This is a genomic window from Roseateles chitinivorans (genome assembly GCF_050632235.1).
GTDB classification, from domain to species: Bacteria; Pseudomonadota; Gammaproteobacteria; order Burkholderiales; family Burkholderiaceae_C; genus Roseateles; species Roseateles chitinivorans_A.
In genome coordinates, this window is sequence record NZ_CP192584.1 from 250,925 (window position 1) to 271,491 (window position 20,567).

Below are 20,567 nucleotides of genomic sequence, written 5' to 3' on the forward strand. Positions count from 1 at the left end.
CCGGCGGTGGGACAATCAGCCGCTTGATCCTCCCGGGCGGCTCTGCGCCCGACTCACGCCGCACCCACGATGTCCGATTCCGCCTATCACCTGTTCCTGCCCTGCGCTGCCGGCGTCGAAGACTGGCTGGAGGCGGAGGTGCGCGACATCCTCGGCCCGGACGATTGCCTGCAGGGCCCGAAGGCCTTCCGCGGCGGCGTCGGCCTGTACGGCACGCTCGCGGCGGTGATGCGGCTCAACCTGCACAGCCGGCTCACGCAGCGCGTGCTGATCGAGGTCGCGCGCGAGGAGTACCGCCACGAGGACGACATCTACGCGATCGCGCGCACCGTCGACTGGACGCGCTGGATCACGCCGCAGCAGACGCTGCGCGTCGATACGACCGCGCAGCGCTCGCCGCTGCACAGCCTGAACTTCGCGACGCTGCGGGTGAAGGACGCCGTCTGCGACATCCTGCGCGACGCCACCGGCGAGCGGCCGAGCGTCGACACGCGCTGGCCCGACCTGCCGCTGCAGCTGCATCTGACCGAGGACCTGGCGACGGTCTACGTCGACAGCTCGGGTGAATCGCTGTTCAAGCGCGGCTGGCGCGAGGACAAGGGCGATGCGCCACTGAAGGAAACACTCGCGGCGGCGATGCTGGCCGCGGCGGGCTGGAAGGGCACGCGCGAGGCGGGCGGCGCGCTGCACGACCCGTGCTGCGGCTCGGGCACGATCCCGGTGGAAGCGGCGACCATCGCCTGCAACATCGCGCCGGGCATCCAGCGCCGTTTCGCGTTCGAGAAGCTGAAGCCATTCCAGTCGTTGCTCCCTGCGTGGCGCGCGATCAAGGAAGAGGCCCGCGCGGCGGAGCGTCCGTCCGCGGTGCCCATCTTCGCGAGCGACGTGTCGTTCCGGATGGTCGACTTCGCGCGACGCAACGCGGAGCGAGCCGGCGTGGCGCAGTACATCCAGTTCAACGGCGGTGACGCGCTCGAACGTCCCGCGCCGGCGCTGCCGGACGACATGGCCGGCACGCTGATGCTGAACCCGCCTTACGGCGAGCGGATCGAGGTCCGCGGCAAGGCCGGCACGCAGCGCCTGGACGGCGGCGCGCTGTCCGAAGAGCGCGATGCGGGCGACGACTTCTTCCCGCGCCTCTCAGCGCATTGGAAGCGCGCCTACACGCAGCATCCGGCGGGATGGACCGCGTGGCTGCTGTGCCCGGAAATGAAGTTGCCGAGCAAGATGCGACTCAAGGAGTCGCGCCGCATCCCGATGTGGAACGGACCCATCGAATGCCGGCTCTTCAAGTTCGACCTCGTCGCCGGCTCGGCTCGCAAGCAGAACGCAGGGAACACTGACTCCGACGAGTAACTCCGCCGAAGGTGGGCCCCCTTGCTGGGGATGAGTCTCACCCGACGATGCGATTTCTTTTCGAGGGAATGACCGAGATGATTCACACAGATCTGGGACCCGAACTGGAGGCCATCGTGCTGAGTCTGATCGAGAGCGGAAAGTATTCGTCGCGCACGCAGGTGCTGCGCGAGAGTGAGGAGCTGAAGGGCTGGCGGGATGCTCAAGCACAAGCGTTCAAGGAGCTGCTTGAGAGCAGGCTGTCGACGCCGTCTTCAGAGTACATCCCCGTAGAAGAGGCTTTTGACCGCCTTTACCGGGAATTGGGAATCAAGGGCGACCGCAGCGCATGAAGGTCAGCCTCCACCCGGAGGCGTGGGCGGACTTGCGGTCAATACACCAGTACATCGCGCGCAAGAACAAGCGCCGTGCAGATTCTTTCATCGGGGAACTGCACGAAAAGATCGCGGGCCTCGGCCACATGGCCGAGTCATATCCCGTGATCTCAGGCTTCGAGACAGCCGGCTTTCGCCGCCGCACGCACGGCAACTATCGAATCTTCTATCGCATCCTCGACGACGACACCGTCGAGGTCACACACGTCATGCAGATGTCGCGAGACCACCAGTCACTGCTGGCCTCGTGGGAGCGGTCGTGAGATTGGAAATGGATCGACGAATGGATGCACAGCAAACGGAAGCAATGCGCTTGCAGCGGGAAGAGCGGCTTCGCGAGTTCAAAGCCTCGCTCGATCGCGGCATCGACGACTCCGACAACAATCGCGGGCGCCCGATGAAGGATGTCGTCGACGAACTGCTGGCCAGCCTCGCCTCAGGCTTCGCTGAGCGCCAGCCAGCCGAGCACAGCCAGCGGCGCAGTGTCGGCTCGCAAGATCCTCGGACCGAGCTTCGCGGCGCTGAATCCGCGTGAGCGGGCGGACTGCTCCTCGACCTGGCTGAGGCCACCTTCGGGACCGCTGAGGACGGTGATGCGTTGCGTATCGCTCGATGCCGAGGTCAGCGACGACAGCGGCTGCGCAGCGACGGGACTCAGCAGCCACCGCTGCTCGTCGGCATCGGCGGGAAGCTCGGCGAGCCAGGACGCCAGCGTCTTCACCGGCGCGACCTGCAGAGGCTTCGAACGACCACACTGCTCGGCGGCCGCGATCGCGACGCCTTGCCAGTGCGCGCGCTTCTTGTCCGCGCGGTCGCCGCTGAGGCGCAGCACGGAGCGCTCGCTCATCAGCGGCTGGATCGCCACCGCGCCGAGTTCGCAGGCCTTCTCGACGATGCCGTCCATCCGGTCGTTGGCCGGCATCACCACGGCCAACGTCACCGCACGCCTGAGCTCGCGATCCACCGCCTGACGCGCCTTCAGCGCGACACGGACCTCGCTGCGCCCCATCGCCGTGACCACCGCGGTCCACTCGTCGCCGCTGCCGTCGAACAAGGTGACCTCGTCCCCCGGCTGCAGCCGCAGCACCTGCACATGACGCGCCGCCCCGGAGGGCAGCGCCAACTCATCTTCGAGCCCGACCGCACCCAGCGGCTGCTCGACAAACAACCTCGCCGCCAACGTTCACCCCTTGTGCTTGCCCACCCAGGCCGCGAAGGTCGTCAGGACCTTGCGCAGGAAGGCTTCCGTCTCCGGCTTCGCGAAGCTGCCGTCGTCCTTGAACATGTCGGCCGCGCCGCCGAGGTAGACCTCCGGCGACGGCAGCAGCGGCGTGTTCAGGCAGGCCAGCACCTGGCGCAGATGGTGGTTCGCGCCGAAGCCGCCCAGCGCGCCCGGAGACAGCGTGAACACCGCCGCCGGCTTGCCGTCGAAGGCGCTCTGTCCGTACGGACGCGAGCCCACGTCCAGCGCGTTCTTCAGCACGCCGGGGATCGAGCGGTTGTATTCGGGGCTCACGAACAGCACCGCGTCGGCGGACTTCACCGCCTTGCGGAACTCCACCCAGGCCGCCGGCGGCTCGGCCGCGTCGTCCTCGTTGTAGAAGGGCAGCGCGCCGATCTCGACGATCTCGAGCTTCAGCTCAGCGGGGGCGATATCGGCCAGCGCGAGGGCCAGCTTGCGGTTGAACGACGCCTTGCGCAGGCTGCCGACCAGCACCGCGACGCGGTAGGACGTGGACATGGAGGGGCTCCCAACAATGGAAGGACCGCCTCCAGGAAGTCAGGCGGTCCGGTTCAGTTGAACCCCAGTGTCGCACGCAGCTCGTGCGCCGCGGCGTCGCCCTTGGCGGCACGCACGCGGTCGATGATGTCCAGCGCCAGCGTCTGCAGCTGGTGGATGTCGGCGCATTGCTCGACCTCCAGCGCGATCTTGTAGCCCTTCAGCAGCCCCTGCTGCTTGGCGAAGGTGCTCAGCGCGGTGTACAGCTCCTGGAAGGGCAGCGACGAGGTCGGTGCCCCCGCCAGCCGCGACGCCGCGGAACGCGAGGCCGAAGCGCCGCTCATCCGCGACGACGGTCCGCCCGTTCCCATCGGGGTCGCGATCGATGCCGGACCCATGGGCCGCGACAGCGGCGCGCCGGCCGTCACCTTCACCAGTTGATGCTGCACCAGCAGTTCGAGATCCGTCGGCGCGGCGCCTTGCACCACGCCCACCCAGTCACCGCCGGACTTGCTGGCGTCGATCACCAGCAACAGGTTGCGCGCCACGCGCGCCTGCACCAGCGCGCGCGACTTGATCTCCGCCCTCCCGGCCTCTGTCTTTTCGTAGCGTTCTTCGAGCACGGCCTTGCCTCCTCCTCAGGAGGGCGAACTTTAGGGCGTCAAGGGCGGGTTTCGCCCAAGTGCAATCCCTAAAACTGCTACCGACTGCTACTTCTTGTCGCGCAATTCACGACGCAGCACCTTGCCAACCGGCGTTTTTGGCAGTTCGGTCCGGAACTCGATGATCCGCGGGCGCTTGTAGCCCGTCAGGTTGGCTTCGCAGAAGGCCTTCACGTCGGCTTCGGTCAGCGCCGGGTTGCGGCGCACGATCACGACCTTCACCGCCTCGCCGGCCTTCTCGTCGGGCACGCCGACCGCGGCGCACTCGGCCACGCCCGGCATCTGCGTCAGCACGTCCTCGATCTCGTTCGGATAGACGTTGAACCCGCTGACCAGGATCATGTCCTTCTTGCGGTCGACGATGCGGAAGAAGCCGCGCTCGTCCACCGTGCCGATGTCGCCGGTGCGGAAGTAACCGTCGGACGTCATGACCTTGGCGGTCTCGTCCGGCCGCTGCCAGTAACCGGCCATCACCTGCGGACCGCGGATCGCGATCTCGCCGGCGCTGCCGGACGGGACCTCGTTGCCGTCGTCGTCGAGCAGCGTCACCTCGGTGCCGGACAGCGGCAGGCCGATCGAGCCGGTGTAGGCCGTGCTGTCCGTCGGGTTGCAGCACGCGACCGGCGAGGTCTCCGACAGGCCGTAGCCTTCGACGATCGGGCAGCCGGTCTTTTCCAGCCACAGCCGCGCCGTCGCCTGCTGCACGGCCATCCCGCCGCCGACCGAGATCACCAGCCCGCTCCAGTCCACCGTGTTGAACTGCGCGTGGTTGGCCATCGCCATGAAGAGCGTGTTGACCGCCGGCAGGCTGTGGATCTTGTGGCGGCTGAGTTCCTTGAACACCGCCGGCAGGTCGCGCGGGTTGGGGATCAGCACGTTGCAGCCGCCGACGCGCATCGACAGCATCAGATTCGTGGTGAAACCGAAGATGTGATACAGCGGCAGCGCGCAGACGCTCATCAGCTGTTCATCGGCCGGCTTCTTCTTCAGCGCGGGCTGGTACCAGGCCTCGCACTGCAGCGTGTTGGCCACCAGGTTGCGATGCAGCAGCACCGCGCCCTTGGACACCCCGGTCGTGCCGCCGGTGTACTGCAGCACCGCGATGTCGTTGGGACCGACCGCCGGACGCTTGTAGGTCTGGGCACGGCCTTTCGAGACCGCGTCGTTGAAGCGCACCGCCGAGGGCAGCTCGAAGGCCGGCACCAGCTTCTTGACCTTGCGCACGACGTAGTTGACGACCATGCCCTTGGCGAAGCCCAGCATGTCGCCCATCGCCGCGAGCACGATGTGCTTGGTCGGCACGTTCGCGAGCACCTGCTGCAGCGTGGCGGCGAAGTTCTCGACGATGACGATCGCCTTCGCGCCGGCGTCCTTGAGCTGGTGCTCCAGCTCGCGCGGCGTGTACAGCGGATTGACGTTCACCACGACGTAGCCGGCGCGCAGCACCGCCGCGACGGTGACCGGGTACTGCGGCATGTTGGGCATCATGATCGCGACGCGATCGCCCTTCTCCAGGCCCAGGCCCTGCAGGTACGCGGCCAGCGCGCGCGAGACCTCGTCGATCTGCGCGAAGCTGATCGACTTGCCCAGCATCTTGTACGCGGGGCGCTCCGGGAACTGCTTGAACGCCGCTTCCATCAGCTCGACGAGCGAGGGATAGACGTCCGCATCGATCTCGGCAGGCACCCCCGCCGGATAGTGCTTCAGCCAGTTCTTCTCCATTGTTCTGTCTCCAAGGTACGGCGCGGATTCTCGCCGATCGCCATCGGCGCCCCATCAGGGGATTCGATAGACCGCACAAAGTGGAGAGATGACTCCAGAACGCGCAGGAAACAGCGTCGATGCCACGCGATGGCGGGCCCGCATCGTGCCTGCGCGCGCGAAGGCGCGTCCTGCGTCTCGCGCCGACCACGGCAGTACCGGTCTCACGCGCCGGCGCGCAGCGGCAATCGCAGCAGCAATTCGGTGCCGCCCTCCATCGGCGCCTCTTCCGGCGCGCGCCAGTCGATCTCGGCCGAGATCCGTTCCGCGCGGCGACGCATGCCGCGCAGGCCGTTGCCCTGGCGCAGGTCCGCCGCCATCCCTCGGCCGTTGTCGACGATCGACAGCAAGACCTGCCCCCGCGCCTCGTCGACGCGCGTGGAGAAGCGGACCCGCGTCGCATCGGCGTGGTGGATGACGTTGCTGAGCGCCTCCTGCACGATGCGGATCAGCTCACGGCCGCCGGTGCCGCGCAGCGTCGGCAGCAAGGGCACGTCGGTCAGTTGCCAGTCGAGTTCGAGTCCGGCGTCCTGCAGGCGCGGCGCCATCCGGTGCCGCAGGTTGGCCAGCAGCAGCGTGAGGTCGCCATCCGTGACGGCGAGCGCATCGACGGTGAGCCGCATCTCGCGGATGCATTCGTCGAGCTGTTCGACCAGCGATTGCGGCGACACGCCACGCTCGGCGCAGAGCCGCGCGGTCACGAGCTGCGAGCCGAGGCCGTCGTGCATCTCCTGCAGCAGCCGTTCGCGTTCCTGCGCGGCGCTGCGCTGGCGCTCGCTGTCCTGCAGGTCCTCCCAGCGGTCCTGCAGTTCGCGGGTGCGCGCATCGAGCGCCTGCTCGAGCCGGATGCGCGCCATCGCCTCGTCGCGCAGCGAGCCGACGAAGCGCCGTTGCAGCGCCACGCCGGCGATCGCGATCAGCACCGCATGGCCGACGACGTTGATGTCGACCACGCTCATCTGCCGGGACAGCACGAGCGCGAACCAGCTCACATAGAGCCAGACCCAGGCCGACAGCGCCACCGCACAGGCGCCGACGAGGTGCGCGCGGCGGGGCGTCGCGAGCGCGGCGCGGGCCGCGAGCACCGCGGCGGCGCCCAGCACCACGGCGCGGCTGCCGAGGGCCCACCAGGGCCAGGGATGGTGGAAGTCGGTCCAGCTCCAGCCGAGGAAGGCGGCGGCGCCGTCGATCACGGTGCCGAGCACGAGATACGCGACGGCCACCTTCTCCGGCCATCGCGCGCCGATGCCCGACAGCCGTGCCACCAGGAACAGCAGGCCCGCCTTCGACAGCACGTCGACCAGATCGAGCGCCACACGCCACCACGGCGCCGGGAAAAGCGCGCCGTTGAGCAGGTAGGGCGTGAGCAGCAACGCGGTGCACAGACAGAACAGGCCGGTGACGCCATACAGCCATTCCTGGCGCAGGGCGAGCCAGACCATCAGCATGAATGCGCCGATCACGAAGCCGGCCAGCGCCGTCGTCACGCGGATCACCTGCCAGAAGCGGCGTCCCTCCTGCAACGCGCGGATCTGCTCCGACGGGCCCAGCAGCGGCGCGGACAGGCCGGCGCCTTCGAAGCCGGGGCGCGCCAGGCGCAGGCTGAGCCGATGTTCTCCGGCGGGCAGCATCGCAGGCGGGATGCTCACCTGCAGGCGTCGTCCCGCGAGCAGCAGGCCGCGCTGCGCCAGGTCGTCCTCGTCCTCGGCGGAGTAGCCGCTGCCCGGGCTGGAAGTCGCGATCAACTGCCCGTCCAGATAGACCGTCGCGGCCGGCCGATGCTGGATCACGAGCCAGTACGGCGCCTCGGCGGCCCGGTCCAGCCGGAAGTCGAGCGCGAACCAGAGGGGACCTGGCGCGTCGGTGTCGTGGATCTGGACCGGCAACGCGACCACGTGCCCCGGCGCGAGGGGCACGGCCGGCGTGCTCGGGATCGTCGACGGCATCGGCGTCGGCGTGGCCGTCGGATTCAACGGCTGCGAGACGACGGCCGACGCGGCGGATTCCGGCGAGGCATGCCCACGGGACGGCGCACCGGGCCTGGCCTCCGGCAACGCGCCGGGCACCTGTGCGGGATCGCGGGCATCGCCCGGCAGCAGACGCGCTTCGGTCAGCCGCAGCACCTGCGCCGGCATTGCTGTCCCGTAGTGCTGGGAGAACAGATGGACGACCCAGAGCACCAGCAACGGCAGCGCCACCAGCAGCGCGAGCCGCCGGATCGACACCGTCGCCGCTGTCGGACGGACCTCCATCGATCGGGTGAATACCGCCAAGTCGCCCCCACGCCGCACATGAAAGGGAACGGCCGGCCCCGCAAGAGGCCGGCCGCGGCAGATGCTAGGTCATCGTGGGTGTCGGCGACACCTCGGACCTAGGGGGCGGGTCGGCGACGCTCAGATCACGGCGCCATCGGGGCGCAGCTGAAGGTCGATCCGGCCATAGTCGCTGAGGTTGCCTGCCTGGTCGATCTGTTGGACGGTGACACGGACCAGTCCGGCATAGTCTTCGCTCGGCAGATGGAGATCCGCCTTCGAGATCGTGTCGCCGGATCCATAGTGGAAGATGTGATCGAAGCCGCCCGAGAACACCCAGGTCGCCCCCGGCTCCAGCCCGGTCACCCGCAGCGAGGGATCGGACGTCAGCAGATCGGTGTCGCTGGCGCCGGTGTCGTGGATCAGCGCCAGATGCGGCGCCTCAGGCTTGGTGTCGTCGATCGTGAACTGACGCTGCGTGAGGGCCGGGTGACCGGCCGCATCCTGCGTCCGGATGGACAGCGTATGCAGGCCCTCACCGGGCAGTTGCTCCTTGCGGATCGTGCCGTCGCCCAGCGCGTTCCAGGCGCCGTCGTCCCAGCGGTACTCCCCATTCGAGGCGTTGAACACCAGGATCGTTCCCGACTGCGTATAGGCCGTGTTCCAGAGCGATGAGATTGCCGGATCGTTCGGGATCTGGATCTTCGCCGAGCCAGGAGACGGCGACGGTGTCGTGTCCGGATCACCCACCGTGTAATGGAGATGACTCGACGGACCGACATTGCCCGCCGCATCGATGAACCGCACTTCCAGGTCGGTCTCGCCGACGCTGGGGTAGTTGCGCGGTGAGTTGTCCCCCAGCCGCTCGTCCACCCAGCCCCCTCCGTTGAGGCGGGACTGGAAGTCCAGGCCCAGCAGATCCGGACCGGAGATCACCACCCGGCCATCGGTGGTCACATGGTCCGTCGCACTCGGCCCGTCATCGTGGAAAAGCGCGAGCGTCGGCGCCACCGGCGGTGTCGCGTCGAGGGTCACCTCGACCTTCCTCAGGCCCTCGTTGCCGGCCAGATCCGTCTCCCGCAGCTCCAGCAGATGCTTGCCGTCGGCCCCGAACGTGCTCAAGGGGAGATGGCCGTCAGCGGGCGCGTCCCGCCAGGCGCCGCCATCGACGCGGTAGGCCAGGCTGTCCTGATGCCGGGCGCCGAGGCTGTGGAGACTGATGGTGAAGTCATCCTGCGCATTGAGGCTCACCTGGTCCGGTGCGGCCCCGCCTGTCTGCTGATGCCTGCTGGAAGAGGTCCAGTTCGGGATCAGCGCCTCCTGGTCCAGCGTGAAGGTCAGCGCCGCTGCCACGCTGGCGTTGCCGGCGGCATCGACCTGCTTGACTTGCACGGTCGGCTGGCCGCCATACGGGAACTGCGCATCCACATTCACCACGCCCGTGCCTGCCGCCCACTCGTCCCAGTCGCCGCCATTCGTGCTCACCAGCAGCCTGGCGCCGGGCTCGAGCCCGCCCACGACGACATTGCCCGACGAGGTGATGCCATCGGTGCTGCTGACGCCCGTGTCGTTCTGCAGGGCCAGCGTCGGCGCGTGCGGCACGGTGGCGTCGAGATTGACGGTCAGCGTCGTCACCGGACCCACGTTGCCGGCCAGATCGGTCTGACGCACCGCCAGGTGCGCGATTCCGTCCTGGTGGAACATCGACATCGGGATCTGCCCGTCCACGGCGGTCTGCCACGCGGCCGTCGTGGCGAGGCGGTACTCGACGAGAGCCCCTGCCTCGGCGCCCAGCGGCACGATCCTGTCGGCCGCGCCGAGCGCCGGCCTGTCGGCCGGCATCGTCCAATGCAATGCGTCGGGCGCCGTCCGGTCCAGCACGAAGGACAGTTCCGCGGCGACACCCTCGTTGCCGCTCGCATCGATCTGCCGGACCGTCAGATGCTTCTCACCGTCGGTGCCGAACAGAGAATCCGGCAGCAACGCATCGCCGCCGTGCGCGGTCCAGGTCTTGCCTCCGTCGAGGCTGAAGGCGAGCGTGGCGCCTGCCTCCAGACCCGAGACGTTCACCGAGCCCGACGAGGTGATCCGGTCATGATCGCTGCTGCCGGTATCCACCGCCAACGACAACAGAGGCGCGGCCGGCACAGGCGCCGGGGGTTTCGGATCCGGGTCCGTCGGCGTCGTGGGGTCCGGGTCCGGCTTGGCCGGGTCGGGTTGCTGCGGTTGATCCGGCTTGGGTTGATCCGGCTTGGGCTGGTCGGGCTTGGGTTCCCCAGGCTTGGACGGATCCGGCGGTGGCAGGTCCGCCCCCGGATGATCGGGACCGGGACCGGAACCGGAGCCGGCATCCGGCTTCTGCCCTGACACGGGGGATCCTGCCGGGGCTGTTCGGGCTTCGGCGGATCGATGGTCGCGATCGGCGGCGCGCTGCCCGACGACGATCCCGCGAGGCCGGCAGCGCCCCCGATGCCCAGCAGACCGATGCCCGCCGCCAGCAGCGCGGCATAGCGGTCGTCATGCTTCTCTCCCTCGGGCGCGGCGGCGGCAGGCGGTGCCTCGGACGCTACCGTGCCGGCATCGGGCGCCCCGTCGGGCGCAACGACGTCACCCGGCACGGCCACGGCTTCAGCGGTGCTGGCGGCGGTCGTTTCTTCCGAGGCCTCGCCGGATGGATCGACGACCTCGTCCTCCCGACTGTCCTCGGGGCGGACGCGCCGATCGCGCGTCCTGGGCGTCGGCGTGCTGTTCGCAGGCGGCAGCGCGCGAGCGCCGGTCAACAGATCTGGGGTGTCGGACATGATGAACAGAGGAGAGCGACGGACCCTGAAGTCTGTTCATGTTGGCCGGCGGCCGCATTGACCTCCACTTGCCGTCAACGCCGACATCTCCCACCGATGCCGGTAGGCCATCCATCAAAACTGATGGGAGAAGGCCGTCGGCGTCCGCGCGTGTTCCGACAGCGGACTACCGCAGTCCTATTCGACCGCCTTGAGCATGTCCTCGACCACCTTCTTCGCGTCACCGAAGACCATCATGGTCTTGTCCATGTAGAAGAGCTCGTTGTCCAGGCCCGCGTAGCCGGCCGCCATGGATCGCTTGTTGACGATGATGGTCCGCGCCTTGTACGCCTCGAGGATGGGCATGCCGAAGATCGGGCTGCCCTTCTGCAACGCGGCCGGATTCACCACGTCGTTCGCGCCGAGGATGATGGCGACGTCGGTCTGCCCGAACTCGGCGTTGATGTCCTCCATCTCGTGCACCTGGTCGTAGGGCACCTCGGCCTCCGCGAGCAGCACGTTCATGTGGCCGGGCATGCGGCCGGCGACCGGATGGATCGCGTAGCGGACCGTCACGCCCTTGTCGATCAGCTTCTGCGCGAGCTCCTTCACCGCATGCTGCGCGCGCGCCACCGCCAGGCCGTAGCCGGGGACGATGATGACGCTCTCGGCATTGCCGAGGATGAAGGCGGCATCGTCGGCGCTGCCGCTCTTCACGTTGCGCTGCTGCGTCGTGGCGGCCGCGGCGCCGGCTTCCGCGCCGAACCCGCCCAGGATCACGTTGAAGAACGAGCGGTTCATCGCCTTGCACATGATGTAGCTCAGGATCGCGCCCGAGCTGCCCACCAGCGATCCCGCGATGATCAGCATGCTGTTGTTGAGCGAGAAGCCGATGCCCGCCGCCGCCCAGCCGGAATAGCTGTTCAGCATGGACACGACCACCGGCATGTCGGCGCCGCCGATCGGGATGATCAGCAGCACGCCCAGCGCGAAGCCCAGCAGCGCGACGAGGATGAAATCCATCGCACTCTGCGAATGCCAGAAGCCGAAGATGAAGAACGCCGCGGCCAGGCCGAGGATCGCGTTCAGCCAGTGCTGGCCGGGGAAGGTGACGGGCGCGCCCTGGAACAGCCGGAACTTGTACTTGCCGCTGAGCTTGCCGAAGGCGATCACCGAACCGGAGAAGGTCACCGCGCCGATGAAGCAGCCGAGGGCGAGTTCGATGCGGTTGCCGCCGGGAATCGGTTCGCCGCGCGGCGCGATGGCGAAGGCGTGCGGCTCCACGACCGCGGCGCCGGCGATGCACACCGCCGCCAGGCCGATCATGCTGTGCATGAAGGCGACCAGCTCCGGCATCTTGGTCATCTCGACGCGTTGCGCCATGACCGTGCCGATGCCGCCGCCGATGACCAGGCCGCCGAGCACGTAGCCCAGGCCGAGCGTCTGCCCGCCCGCGAGCTTGAGGATCAGCGCGCCGGTCGTGAGCACGGCGATGGTCATGCCGGCCATGCCGAAGACGTTGCCGCGGATGGAGGTCGTCGGATGCGACAGGCCTTTCAGCGCCTGGATGAAGCAGACGCTCGCGATCAGGTAGAGCAGCGTGACGAGGTTCATCGACATGGGATCAGCCCTTCGTCACGTGGTTGCCGGCCCCGTCGCCCTTGGCCTCGGCGGGCGCCTTGCGCTCCTTCTTCTTGAACATCTCGAGCATCCGCCGCGTGACGAGGAAGCCGCCGAAGACGTTCACCGCCGCGAGCGCGACGGCGAAGGTGCCCAGGCCCTTGCCGAGCGTGGTCTCGGTGAGCGCGGCCGCGAGCATCGCGCCGACGATGACGATGGCGGAGATCGCGTTGGTCACGGCCATCAACGGCGTGTGCAGCGCCGGCGTGACGGTCCAGACGACGTGATAGCCGACGTAGATGGCCAGCACGAAGATCGTCAGGTTGATCAGGGTGGGGGAGACGGCGTCCATGCGGAGAGCTCCTTCCGGGAAACGAGGAAACGGGGGGCGGCGCTGGCGCTCAGGCCTTGCGCAACACCTGGCCCTCGTGCACGACGAGGCAGGCGGTCACGATGTCGTCGTCGGCGGGCAGCGCGAAGCCGCCCTCCTTCGTCAGCACCAGCTTCAGGAAGTCCAGCAGGTTGCGCGCGTACAGCGAGGACGAGTCCGCCGCGACCAGCGCGGGCAGGTTGGTCTCGCCGACCAGCGTGATGCCGTGCTTGCGGACGGTCTGGCCGGGCTCGGTCAGCGGACAGTTGCCGCCGGCCGGAGCGGCGATATCGACGATCACCGAACCGGGCTTCATCGCGCGGACCATCTCCTCGGTGACCAGCACCGGCGCCGGTCGGCCGGGGATCAGCGCGGTGGTGATGACCACGTCGGCCTGCGCCACGCGCTTGGCGACCTCCACCTGCTGGCGCTGCAGCCAGCTGGGCGGCATCGGACGGGCATACCCGCCGACGCCGACCGCGGCCTCGCGTTCCTCGTCGGTCTCGTAGGGCACGTCGATGAACTTGGCGCCGAGCGACTCGACCTGCTCCTTGACGGCGGGCCGCACGTCCGAGGCCTCGATCACCGCGCCCAGCCGCTTGGCCGTCGCGATCGCCTGCAGGCCCGCGACGCCGACGCCGAGCACCACCACCCGCGCCGCCTTGATCGTGCCGGCGGCGGTCATCAGCATCGGGAACAGGCGCTGGTAGTGGAAGGCGCCCAGCATCACCGCCTTGTAGCCGGCGATGTTGGCCTGGCTGGACAGCACGTCCATGCTCTGGGCGCGCGAGGTCCGCGGCGCGGCCTCCAGCGCGAAGGCGGTGAGGCGGGCATCGGCCAGACGCTGCAGGCCGTCGCGGTCGAACGGGTTCAGCATTCCCACGAGCACGGCGCCCGGCTTGAACAGCGGCAGCTCGCCCGGATCCGGGGACCGCACCTTGAGCACCAGGTCGGCCCCGAAGGCGGCCTCGCGGCCGACGATCTCCGCGCCGGCGGCGGCGAACGCCTCGTCGGTCGCGCTGGCGTTCAGGCCCGCACCTTGCTCCACCCGCAGCGCATGGCCCTGCGCGACGAGCTTCTTGACGGTTTCCGGCGTCGCGGCGACGCGCGTCTCTCCCGCCGCGCTTTCCTGCGGCACACCGATCAGCATCTGGAGGTCCTCCGTCCGATTCAGGGTCGAGGGGAGCTTAACCGGGTCACCGCCTTGGGCGAGGCTCGCCCGCGACAGGGGTTTTCACCAGGGAGACAGCTGTCCGCAACCCGAAGGCAACGGGTCGGCAACCTGCCGGCAATGCTGTTTCGAGTGGTGAACAGCGGTCGTCCGCCGGGGTGAAAGCGGCGTTAAATGGAGGCGTCCAATGACCCCCGAAAGGAGTCACCCCATGATCAAGAAAATTGTTTTCAGCAGTGCGTTGGCGATGGCGGCCCTGGTGCCGATGGCTTCCCGGGCGGCCGACGTCGGCGTGTCGGTGAGCATCGGCGAGCCGGGCTTCTACGGGCAGATCGACATCGGCAACGTCCGTCCGCAGGTCGTGTACGAACGGCCGGTGCTGGTCCAGCGCGTCCCCGCGCCGGAACCCGCCGTCTACCTGATGGTGCCCCCGGGCCACCAGAAGAACTGGGCGCGCTATTGCGGACGCTACAACGCCTGCGGCCGCCCCGTGTACTTCGTCCGCGAGACCTGGTACCGCGACGTGTACGCACCGCAGTACCGCCGCGAGCACACCGAGTACCGCTGGCGTCCGGACGGCCGCCGCGACTGGCGCGACGACCATGACCACGGTCACGGCCGGGGGCCCGATCGCGGCCCGGACCGGGATCATGGCCGTGGTCCCGACCATGACCGGGACCACGGTCGAGGCCCGGATCGCGACCGGGACGACCACGATCGCGGCCGCCGCTGATCCCCTGTCCGAATGACAAGACCCCGGCATGCCGGGGTTTTTCATTTTCGGCGTTCACAATGCGGCCCGCACCCACAGCGGTGGCCGCTCCCGGCATTGGCGCCGCGGCTCGCGCCGCCCTATCAGGAAGGACCAATGACCGAACGATTCAAGCCCAGCGTCACCGTCGCCGCCGTGATCGAACAGGAGGGCCGCTACCTGCTGGTCGAGGAGCTCACCCGGGACGGACTGCTGCTGAACAATCCCGCCGGCCACCTGGAGCAGGCGGAGTCCGCGATCGACGCCGTCGTCCGCGAAGTCCTCGAGGAAACCGCCCGGCCGTTCACGCCGGACGCCTTCCTCGGCGTCTACATGTCGCGCTTCCTGCGTCCCGACCGCAACGACGACGTCACCTACGTGCGGCTGGCCTTCACCGGCCGCGTCGGCGACCAGATCCCGGGACGTCCGTTCGACGAGCCCATCCAGCGCACGCTGTGGCTGACGCTGGACGAGATCCGCGCCAGCCAGGACCGCCATCGCAGCCCGCTGATCCTGCAGTGCATCGAGGATCACGCGGCGGGGCGCCGGCTGCCGATCGAGGCGGTGAGCGGCCACCCGTCGCTCTACGCGCCGCGGGCCTGGCCGCACTGAGCCTCATGCGCTGAGCCGCCCGCAACGGCGACGGGCCCCGAGGGGCCCGTCGTCCTGCGCGGCGCCGGCCCGCCGCGGGTTCAGAGGGTCATGGCGGCGCTGATCGCCTGCTCGCTGTGGCGCGGCGCGCGCCGGCAGGCTTCCAGCTCGTTGACGGCGCAGCGCGCCAGGGTCGTCAGCGACTCGCGCTGCCGCTCGCGCAGGCGGCGCGGCAGCCGGTCCATCACGCACAGGCTCCCGACGACCTCGCCGGTCGACAGCGACAGCGGCACCGACGCATAGAAGCGCACATAAGGCGCGCCCTGGACCAGCGGATGGTCGACGAAGCGCTGGTCGTGCCAGGTATCGGGCACTTCCTGCAGATGGCCGTGGTGCATCACGTGCGTGCACAGGCCGCGGGCACGCGGCATCAGCCGCAGGTGCAGGCCCGAGGTGCCGATCAGGCGCAGCTGGTCGCCGTCGACCAGGCCCACGGCCGCCATCGCGCCGCCGCTGATGTCGCAGGCCAGGTCGGCCAGTTCGTCGAAGGCCACGTGCGTGCGCGCCGCCACGTCCAGCCCGTCCACGGCGGCCTGGCGCGCGTGCTCGTCGGGCTGCAGCGGCGCGAGCCAGCCGCGCAGGATCGCGAGCACCTCGTCGGTCTGGCTGCCCTTCTCGAAGAAGCCCGAGATGCCGTGCTCCGCGCAGGCGCGCCGCATGTCCTCGTAATAGCTGTGGGTCAGCACGATCACCCGGGCGCCCACGCCCAGCTGCCGGATCGCCCGCAGCACCCGCAGGCCGCTGCCCGGCTGCAGTGCCAGGTCCATCAGGACCACGTCCGGCTGCGCCTGGATGATCGTCTCGACGGCGGACTGTTCGTCCGCGGCTTCCCCCACCACGTGGATCTGGCGCTCCCGTGCCAGCAGTGCCTGCCATTGCGCCCGTGCCGTGATGGATCCGTCGACGATGACGATGTTCATGATCTGGTGCTCCCTGTTGCATTCAGTTTCTTCCCGCCCCGGGCGCCGGTGGAGTCGGCGTTGCCGCGAGCGCCTGTCGGGATCGGCGCAAACCCTTGTCAGCCATCCCTGACACCCGGATGGGGGGATCGCCCCTCGGGCGTGTCCTGCGTCACGGACGGGCGTGCCGCCCTCGTTCCGACCCCGCCCGGACTGGGTGATGCCGACCTTTGGGACAATGCCGCCCCATGACTCCCAAGAAGCAACGCGTCGTCGTCGGCCTGTCCGGCGGCGTTGATTCCGCCGTGACGGCCTGGCTGCTGAAGCAGGCCGGGCATGAGGTCGTCGGCATCTTCATGAAGAACTGGGAAGACGACGACGACAGCGAGTACTGCTCCTCCAACATCGACTTCGTCGACGCGGCGGCGGTGGCGGACGTCATCGGCATCGAGATCGAGCACGTCAACTTCGCCGCCGAATACAAGGACCGCGTCTTCGCCGAGTTCCTGCGCGAGTACCAGGCCGGCCGCACGCCCAACCCGGACGTGCTGTGCAACGCCGAGATCAAGTTCAAGGCCTTCCTCGACCATGCGATGCGCCTGGGCGCGGAGAAGATCGCCACCGGGCACTACGCCCGGGTGCGCGAGGTCGACGGCCGCGTGCAGCTGCTGAAGGGGCTGGATCCGCTGAAGGACCAGAGCTATTTCCTGCACCGGCTCAACCAGGCGCAACTGCAGAAGACGATGTTCCCGGTCGGCGACCTGCCCAAAACCGAAGTCCGCCGCATCGCCGAGGAGATCGGCCTGCCCAACGCGAAGAAGAAGGACTCGACCGGCATCTGCTTCATCGGCGAGCGCCCGTTCCGCGAGTTCCTCAACCGCTACCTCTCCCAGAAGCCCGGTCCGATCAAGGACGAGCGCGGCCGCAAGGTGGGCGAGCACGTCGGCCTGTCGTTCTACACGCTGGGCCAGCGCCAGGGGCTGGGCATCGGCGGCGTCAAGGAGAAGGGCGCGCCGCGCGGCGGCGGCGAGCACGCGCCGTGGTTCGTCGCCCGCAAGGACCTGGACAGCAACACGCTGGTCGTCGTCCAGGGCCACGACCACCCGCTGCTGCAGAGCCGCGGCCTGGTCGCGCAGGACCTGAGCTGGACGGACCGGCCGCCAGCCTTCGGCGGCTTCGGCGCCAAGACGCGCTATCGCCAGGCCGACGCCGCCTGCGCGCTGACGCCGGGCCAGGACAGCATCCGGCTGGACTTCCCGCAGGCGCAGTGGGCGGTGACGCCGGGCCAGAGCGCCGTGCTCTACGACGGCGACGTCTGCCTGGGCGGCGGCGTGATCGCCGAGGCGATCGCCTAGGCCCGGCCGGAAGCGCCGTCCCGGGCGGCGCGGCCCGCAACTCATCCGGCGATTCGGGGCACTCGTCGCATGGGCGGGACCGCCCCGCGGCGGTCCCATGACAATGCGCCCCTTCCCTGCCGGACGTCGCCTGTGGCACGCTGGCGCCTTGTCGGCCGTGTCGGCCCTGTCTGCATCGTCCTCTGGATCGCCCCTTGGATCGCCCCCTCGATCGTCTGCTCGCCCGCATCGCCCAGCCCGCCTTCGTGCTGCGCGTGGCCGCCCTGGCGATCTGCCTGCTGGAGCTGGGCTCGGCCATCTGGGGCCTGATGGGCAACCAGACGGAGCCCTACGACGGCGTCCTGGCCAGCCTCTACCGCCGCACCGGCGGGACCACCCACGACGCCCCCTTCGTCCTCACCTGCCTGGCGCTGGTGATGGTGTTCGCCTGGCACTTCTGGCGCCTGGCGCGCCAGCAGCACCTGGACCTGCCGCCCCGCAACGCGCTGTCGCGGGTGCTCCTGCTCAACCTGCTGGCGCTGCTGGTGACGCCCGGGCTGCCCTTCCTGGTCACCGTGCTGGCGGCGCTGCTGCTCAACGTGCGGCGCGCCTTCAATGTCGCGCTGGCGCAGGTCGTCATCAACGTCGCGCTGTACTGGCTGCTGCCCAGCGAGGCGCAGCGGCTGGAGCAGCTCCAGCCCGACATGCCCTGGTGGCTGAACAGCCTGGGCCTGTCGATGTCGATGGTGGCACTGCACGGCATGGCCTTCGGACTGGGGCGGCTGGCCGCCGCGGAGGGCGAGCGCCGCCGCTGGTTCCAGGCGATGCTGGCGGAGAAGCAGTCCGGCGAGCGCCTGCAGATCGAGCAGCTGCGCTACGCCGAGCGCCTGCACATGGCGCGCGAGCTGCATGACGTGATGGGCCACCACCTGACCGCGCTCAACCTGCACCTGCAGCTCAGCGAGGCGCTGCTCCAGCGTCACGACGAGCCGGGCGCGGCGCAGGCGGTGGAGAAGGCCAAGCTGGGCGCGGCGGGTCTGCTGGCGGAGGTCCGCGCGGCCGTGTCGCGCGAGCGCGAAAGCCAGCGCATCAACCTCGAGGCGGCGCTGCGCACGCTGGCGGACGGCATCGCCAGCACGCAGATCGAGCTGGCGCTGGACCCGGTCGCGCAAGACCTGACGCCGCGCTGCGCGCACGCGCTGCTGCGCTGCGTGCAGGAGGCGGTGACCAACGCGGTGCGCCATGCCGGCGCGACGCACGTGCGGGTGACGCTGGAAGCGGTCGACGCGACGGCGGCACCGGCCGGCGGGGCGGCATTCGCTGCCGGTGATCCTGCCCGGGCCGCGCTGCCGGCCGCGGGATCACAGGTGCGCGTGCGGGTTGACGACAATGGCCGGGGCACGCGCAAGCTGCGCGAGGGCAACGGCCTGAAGGGCATGCAGGAACGCATGGCCGAACTGGGCGGGACGATGCAGGTGCTGCGGCATCACCCCGGATTCCTGATCGAATTGAATTGCCCGCGGCGCGCCTGAAGCGGGCCGGCGCCATCCAGGGAAGGAGACGACATGAGCGAGAACACGATCAAGCTGCTGCTGGTGGAAGACCAGCAGCTGGTGCGGGAGGGCCTGAAGGGCCTGCTGGCGCTGCACGACGACATCCGCCTGATCGGCGAGGCGTCCGACGGCGCCGAGGCGCTGGAGCTGCTGGCGCGCGAGCAGCCGGACGTGATCCTGTCGGACATGCGCATGCCGCGGCTGGACGGGATCGGGCTGATCCGCGCCCTGGCGGCGCGGGCGCTGAAGATTCCGGTGGTGCTGCTGACGACCTTCGACGACACGTCCGCCTTCGACGAGGCGGTGCGGGCGGGGGCGCGAGGGTTCCTGCTGAAGGCGATCAGCCCGGACACGCTGGTGCAGGCGCTGCGCGACGTGGTCGGCGGATCAACCGCGCTGCGGCCGCTGCTGACCGAGCGCATGGAACGCGCGCCGGTGGAGCGTGCCTTCGCCGCGACGCCCGAGCCGGAGACGCTCAGCCCGAAGGAACTCCAGGTGTTGAGGCTGGTCGCCAGCGGCCGCAGCAACACCGAGATCGCCGCGCTGCTGGGCAACAGTGAGGGCGTCATCAAGAACCACTGCTCCGCGGTGTTCGCGAAGATGGGCGTGCGTGATCGCACGCAGGCCGTCCTGCGCGCGATCGATCTCGGCTGGATCTGAGATCCGCCTCGCCCCCTCTTGCTCCCTCTCCCGCTTGCGGGAGAGGGTGGGGTGAGGGCCAGCGGACTCGGCAGTCAGCAAGAAGGCTTCAGCACTTCCACCGCCGCTGGCCCTCACCCCTGCCCTCTCCCGCAAGCGGGAGAGGGAGTCGAGAAACCGATGACCGCTGTGAACTCAGAGCAGGCTCAGATCCAGAGGTCGTAGTCTTGCAGGGCGCGGATGCGGCGCTCCACGGACAGGAAGCGGGCGGCGCCCACTTCGCCGATCGCCTTGACCACGCGCGGGTGGTACTTCTTGTAGAGCTTCTGCTCCGCGTCGACATAGCCCAGGTAACCACGCGAGAAGTACTTCGACTGCGCGTTCGTCGGCTTCTCGCCGATCTGCACGTACTCCACCGACATGCGGGTGAACTGGCGGTTCAGGGCGGCGAGCTCGCGTTCGTAGGCCTCGTAGACCGGGACGAACTTCTTGGTCTGCGCCTCGTCCAGGACCAGCGCCTTCAGGACGACGCCCTTGCGGTCGGCGCGGACGGCGTCGCGCAGCGACTGCGCCTGCGCGATGTCGGGCACCGGCGTAGGATCGGCGAAGGCCGGCAGCGCGGCGGTCATGGACAGGCAAAGCGCGGACAGCGCGGCAAATTTCTTCATCTCTTT

19 protein-coding genes are annotated in these 20,567 nt (G+C 69.2%); 8 read left to right on the top strand and 11 right to left on the bottom strand.

Annotated elements, in window-relative coordinates:
- The first annotated feature begins 69 nt into the window (after positions 1-69).
- The 3 genes from ACQ859_RS01020 (at position 70) to ACQ859_RS01030 (ending at position 1,993) form a co-directional block, all read left to right on the top strand.
- Positions 70-1,356 (top strand): THUMP domain-containing class I SAM-dependent RNA methyltransferase, encoded by a 1,287-nt coding sequence (locus ACQ859_RS01020; protein ID WP_431264229.1) that lies wholly within the window; start codon positions 70-72, stop codon positions 1,354-1,356.
- Positions 1,357-1,424: 68 nt separating this feature from the next.
- Positions 1,425-1,688 (top strand): ribbon-helix-helix domain-containing protein, encoded by a 264-nt coding sequence (locus ACQ859_RS01025; RefSeq protein ID WP_431264230.1) that lies wholly within the window; start codon positions 1,425-1,427, stop codon positions 1,686-1,688.
- Entirely contained in the window at positions 1,685-1,993 is a 309-nt protein-coding gene (locus tag ACQ859_RS01030; RefSeq protein ID WP_431264231.1) for a type II toxin-antitoxin system RelE/ParE family toxin, read from the top strand. The genes ACQ859_RS01025 and ACQ859_RS01030 overlap by 4 nt, the downstream gene beginning before the upstream one ends.
- Positions 1,994-2,166: 173 nt before the next feature.
- On the opposite strand, the gene ACQ859_RS01035 is transcribed toward ACQ859_RS01030, so the two are convergent.
- The 9 genes from ACQ859_RS01035 to ACQ859_RS01075 all read right to left on the bottom strand — a co-directional run bounded on the left by ACQ859_RS01035 (position 2,167) and on the right by ACQ859_RS01075 (position 14,045).
- On the bottom strand, positions 2,167-2,910 hold the full coding sequence (locus ACQ859_RS01035) for a 16S rRNA (uracil(1498)-N(3))-methyltransferase (RefSeq protein WP_431264232.1): 744 nt from the start codon (positions 2,908-2,910) through the stop codon (positions 2,167-2,169).
- 3 nt (positions 2,911-2,913) lie between these two features.
- Positions 2,914-3,471, bottom strand: coding sequence for an NADPH-dependent FMN reductase (locus tag ACQ859_RS01040; RefSeq protein ID WP_431264233.1), 558 nt, complete (start codon positions 3,469-3,471; stop codon positions 2,914-2,916).
- Positions 3,472-3,524: 53 nt separating this feature from the next.
- Complete coding sequence (locus ACQ859_RS01045; protein WP_431264234.1) at positions 3,525-4,073, bottom strand: hypothetical protein; 549 nt, start codon at positions 4,071-4,073, stop codon at positions 3,525-3,527.
- A gap of 87 nt (positions 4,074-4,160) precedes the next feature.
- Positions 4,161-5,834, bottom strand: coding sequence for a long-chain-fatty-acid--CoA ligase (locus tag ACQ859_RS01050; RefSeq protein WP_431264235.1), 1,674 nt, complete (start codon positions 5,832-5,834; stop codon positions 4,161-4,163).
- Between the two features lie 203 nt (positions 5,835-6,037).
- Positions 6,038-8,125 carry an ATP-binding protein gene (locus ACQ859_RS01055; RefSeq protein WP_431264236.1) on the bottom strand — a complete coding sequence of 696 codons (2,088 nt, stop codon included), beginning with the start codon at positions 8,123-8,125 and terminating at the stop codon, positions 6,038-6,040.
- Positions 8,126-8,266: 141 nt separating this feature from the next.
- The gene (locus ACQ859_RS01060; RefSeq protein ID WP_431264237.1) at positions 8,267-10,495 is read right to left on the bottom strand and encodes a hypothetical protein; all 2,229 of its coding nucleotides are present in this window, start codon (positions 10,493-10,495) and stop codon (positions 8,267-8,269) included.
- Positions 10,496-11,103: 608 nt separating this feature from the next.
- Positions 11,104-12,525 carry an NAD(P)(+) transhydrogenase (Re/Si-specific) subunit beta gene (locus tag ACQ859_RS01065; RefSeq protein WP_431264238.1) on the bottom strand — a complete coding sequence of 474 codons (1,422 nt, stop codon included), beginning with the start codon at positions 12,523-12,525 and terminating at the stop codon, positions 11,104-11,106.
- A 4-nt stretch (positions 12,526-12,529) separates the two neighbouring features.
- Positions 12,530-12,877 (bottom strand): NAD(P) transhydrogenase subunit alpha, encoded by a 348-nt coding sequence (locus ACQ859_RS01070; protein WP_431264239.1) that lies wholly within the window; start codon positions 12,875-12,877, stop codon positions 12,530-12,532.
- Positions 12,878-12,926: 49 nt separating this feature from the next.
- Positions 12,927-14,045, bottom strand: coding sequence for a Re/Si-specific NAD(P)(+) transhydrogenase subunit alpha (locus ACQ859_RS01075; protein ID WP_431264240.1), 1,119 nt, complete (start codon positions 14,043-14,045; stop codon positions 12,927-12,929).
- Positions 14,046-14,277: 232 nt separating this feature from the next.
- On the opposite strand from ACQ859_RS01075, the gene ACQ859_RS01080 reads away from it, so the two are divergent.
- The gene (locus ACQ859_RS01080) at positions 14,278-14,799 is read left to right on the top strand and encodes a hypothetical protein (RefSeq protein ID WP_431264241.1); all 522 of its coding nucleotides are present in this window, start codon (positions 14,278-14,280) and stop codon (positions 14,797-14,799) included.
- Between the two features lie 135 nt (positions 14,800-14,934).
- A complete protein-coding gene (locus tag ACQ859_RS01085) occupies positions 14,935-15,429 on the top strand; it encodes an NUDIX hydrolase (RefSeq protein WP_431260125.1) in 495 nt (164 codons plus the stop codon).
- An 80-nt stretch (positions 15,430-15,509) separates the two neighbouring features.
- Here ACQ859_RS01085 and ACQ859_RS01090 read toward each other — a convergent pair whose 3' ends face one another.
- Complete coding sequence (locus ACQ859_RS01090; RefSeq protein WP_431264242.1) at positions 15,510-16,388, bottom strand: response regulator; 879 nt, start codon at positions 16,386-16,388, stop codon at positions 15,510-15,512.
- Between the two features lie 227 nt (positions 16,389-16,615).
- Here ACQ859_RS01090 and mnmA point away from each other — a divergent pair, with 227 nt between their 5' ends.
- From mnmA to ACQ859_RS01105, 3 genes are all read left to right on the top strand, one after another.
- Complete coding sequence (gene mnmA / locus ACQ859_RS01095) at positions 16,616-17,722, top strand: tRNA 2-thiouridine(34) synthase MnmA (protein ID WP_431264243.1); 1,107 nt, start codon at positions 16,616-16,618, stop codon at positions 17,720-17,722.
- Between the two features lie 194 nt (positions 17,723-17,916).
- Positions 17,917-19,233, top strand: coding sequence for a sensor histidine kinase (locus ACQ859_RS01100; RefSeq protein WP_431264244.1), 1,317 nt, complete (start codon positions 17,917-17,919; stop codon positions 19,231-19,233).
- Positions 19,234-19,266: 33 nt separating this feature from the next.
- Entirely contained in the window at positions 19,267-19,914 is a 648-nt protein-coding gene (locus ACQ859_RS01105) for a response regulator (RefSeq protein WP_431264245.1), read from the top strand.
- Positions 19,915-20,099: 185 nt separating this feature from the next.
- Here ACQ859_RS01105 and ACQ859_RS01110 read toward each other — a convergent pair whose 3' ends face one another.
- On the bottom strand, positions 20,100-20,561 hold the full coding sequence (locus ACQ859_RS01110) for a hypothetical protein (protein WP_431264246.1): 462 nt from the start codon (positions 20,559-20,561) through the stop codon (positions 20,100-20,102).
- Positions 20,562-20,567 lie beyond the last annotated feature (6 nt).

Bases quoted from the DNA above. Each gene is read 5' to 3' on its own strand.
- ACQ859_RS01020 (WP_431264229.1), top strand. From the start codon at position 70: ATGTCCGATTCCGCCTATCACCTGTTCCTGCCCTGCGCTGCCGGCGTC.
- ACQ859_RS01025 (WP_431264230.1), top strand. From the start codon at position 1,425: ATGACCGAGATGATTCACACAGATCTGGGACCCGAACTGGAGGCCATC.
- ACQ859_RS01030 (WP_431264231.1), top strand. From the start codon at position 1,685: ATGAAGGTCAGCCTCCACCCGGAGGCGTGGGCGGACTTGCGGTCAATA.
- ACQ859_RS01040 (WP_431264233.1), bottom strand. From the start codon at position 3,471: ATGTCCACGTCCTACCGCGTCGCGGTGCTGGTCGGCAGCCTGCGCAAG.
- ACQ859_RS01050 (WP_431264235.1), bottom strand. From the start codon at position 5,834: ATGGAGAAGAACTGGCTGAAGCACTATCCGGCGGGGGTGCCTGCCGAG.
- ACQ859_RS01055 (WP_431264236.1), bottom strand. From the start codon at position 8,125: ATGGAGGTCCGTCCGACAGCGGCGACGGTGTCGATCCGGCGGCTCGCG.
- ACQ859_RS01065 (WP_431264238.1), bottom strand. From the start codon at position 12,525: ATGTCGATGAACCTCGTCACGCTGCTCTACCTGATCGCGAGCGTCTGC.
- ACQ859_RS01070 (WP_431264239.1), bottom strand. From the start codon at position 12,877: ATGGACGCCGTCTCCCCCACCCTGATCAACCTGACGATCTTCGTGCTG.
- ACQ859_RS01075 (WP_431264240.1), bottom strand. From the start codon at position 14,045: ATGCTGATCGGTGTGCCGCAGGAAAGCGCGGCGGGAGAGACGCGCGTC.
- ACQ859_RS01080 (WP_431264241.1), top strand. From the start codon at position 14,278: ATGATCAAGAAAATTGTTTTCAGCAGTGCGTTGGCGATGGCGGCCCTG.
- ACQ859_RS01085 (WP_431260125.1), top strand. From the start codon at position 14,935: ATGACCGAACGATTCAAGCCCAGCGTCACCGTCGCCGCCGTGATCGAA.
- ACQ859_RS01090 (WP_431264242.1), bottom strand. From the start codon at position 16,388: ATGAACATCGTCATCGTCGACGGATCCATCACGGCACGGGCGCAATGG.
- mnmA (WP_431264243.1), top strand. From the start codon at position 16,616: ATGACTCCCAAGAAGCAACGCGTCGTCGTCGGCCTGTCCGGCGGCGTT.
- ACQ859_RS01105 (WP_431264245.1), top strand. From the start codon at position 19,267: ATGAGCGAGAACACGATCAAGCTGCTGCTGGTGGAAGACCAGCAGCTG.
- ACQ859_RS01110 (WP_431264246.1), bottom strand. From the start codon at position 20,561: ATGAAGAAATTTGCCGCGCTGTCCGCGCTTTGCCTGTCCATGACCGCC.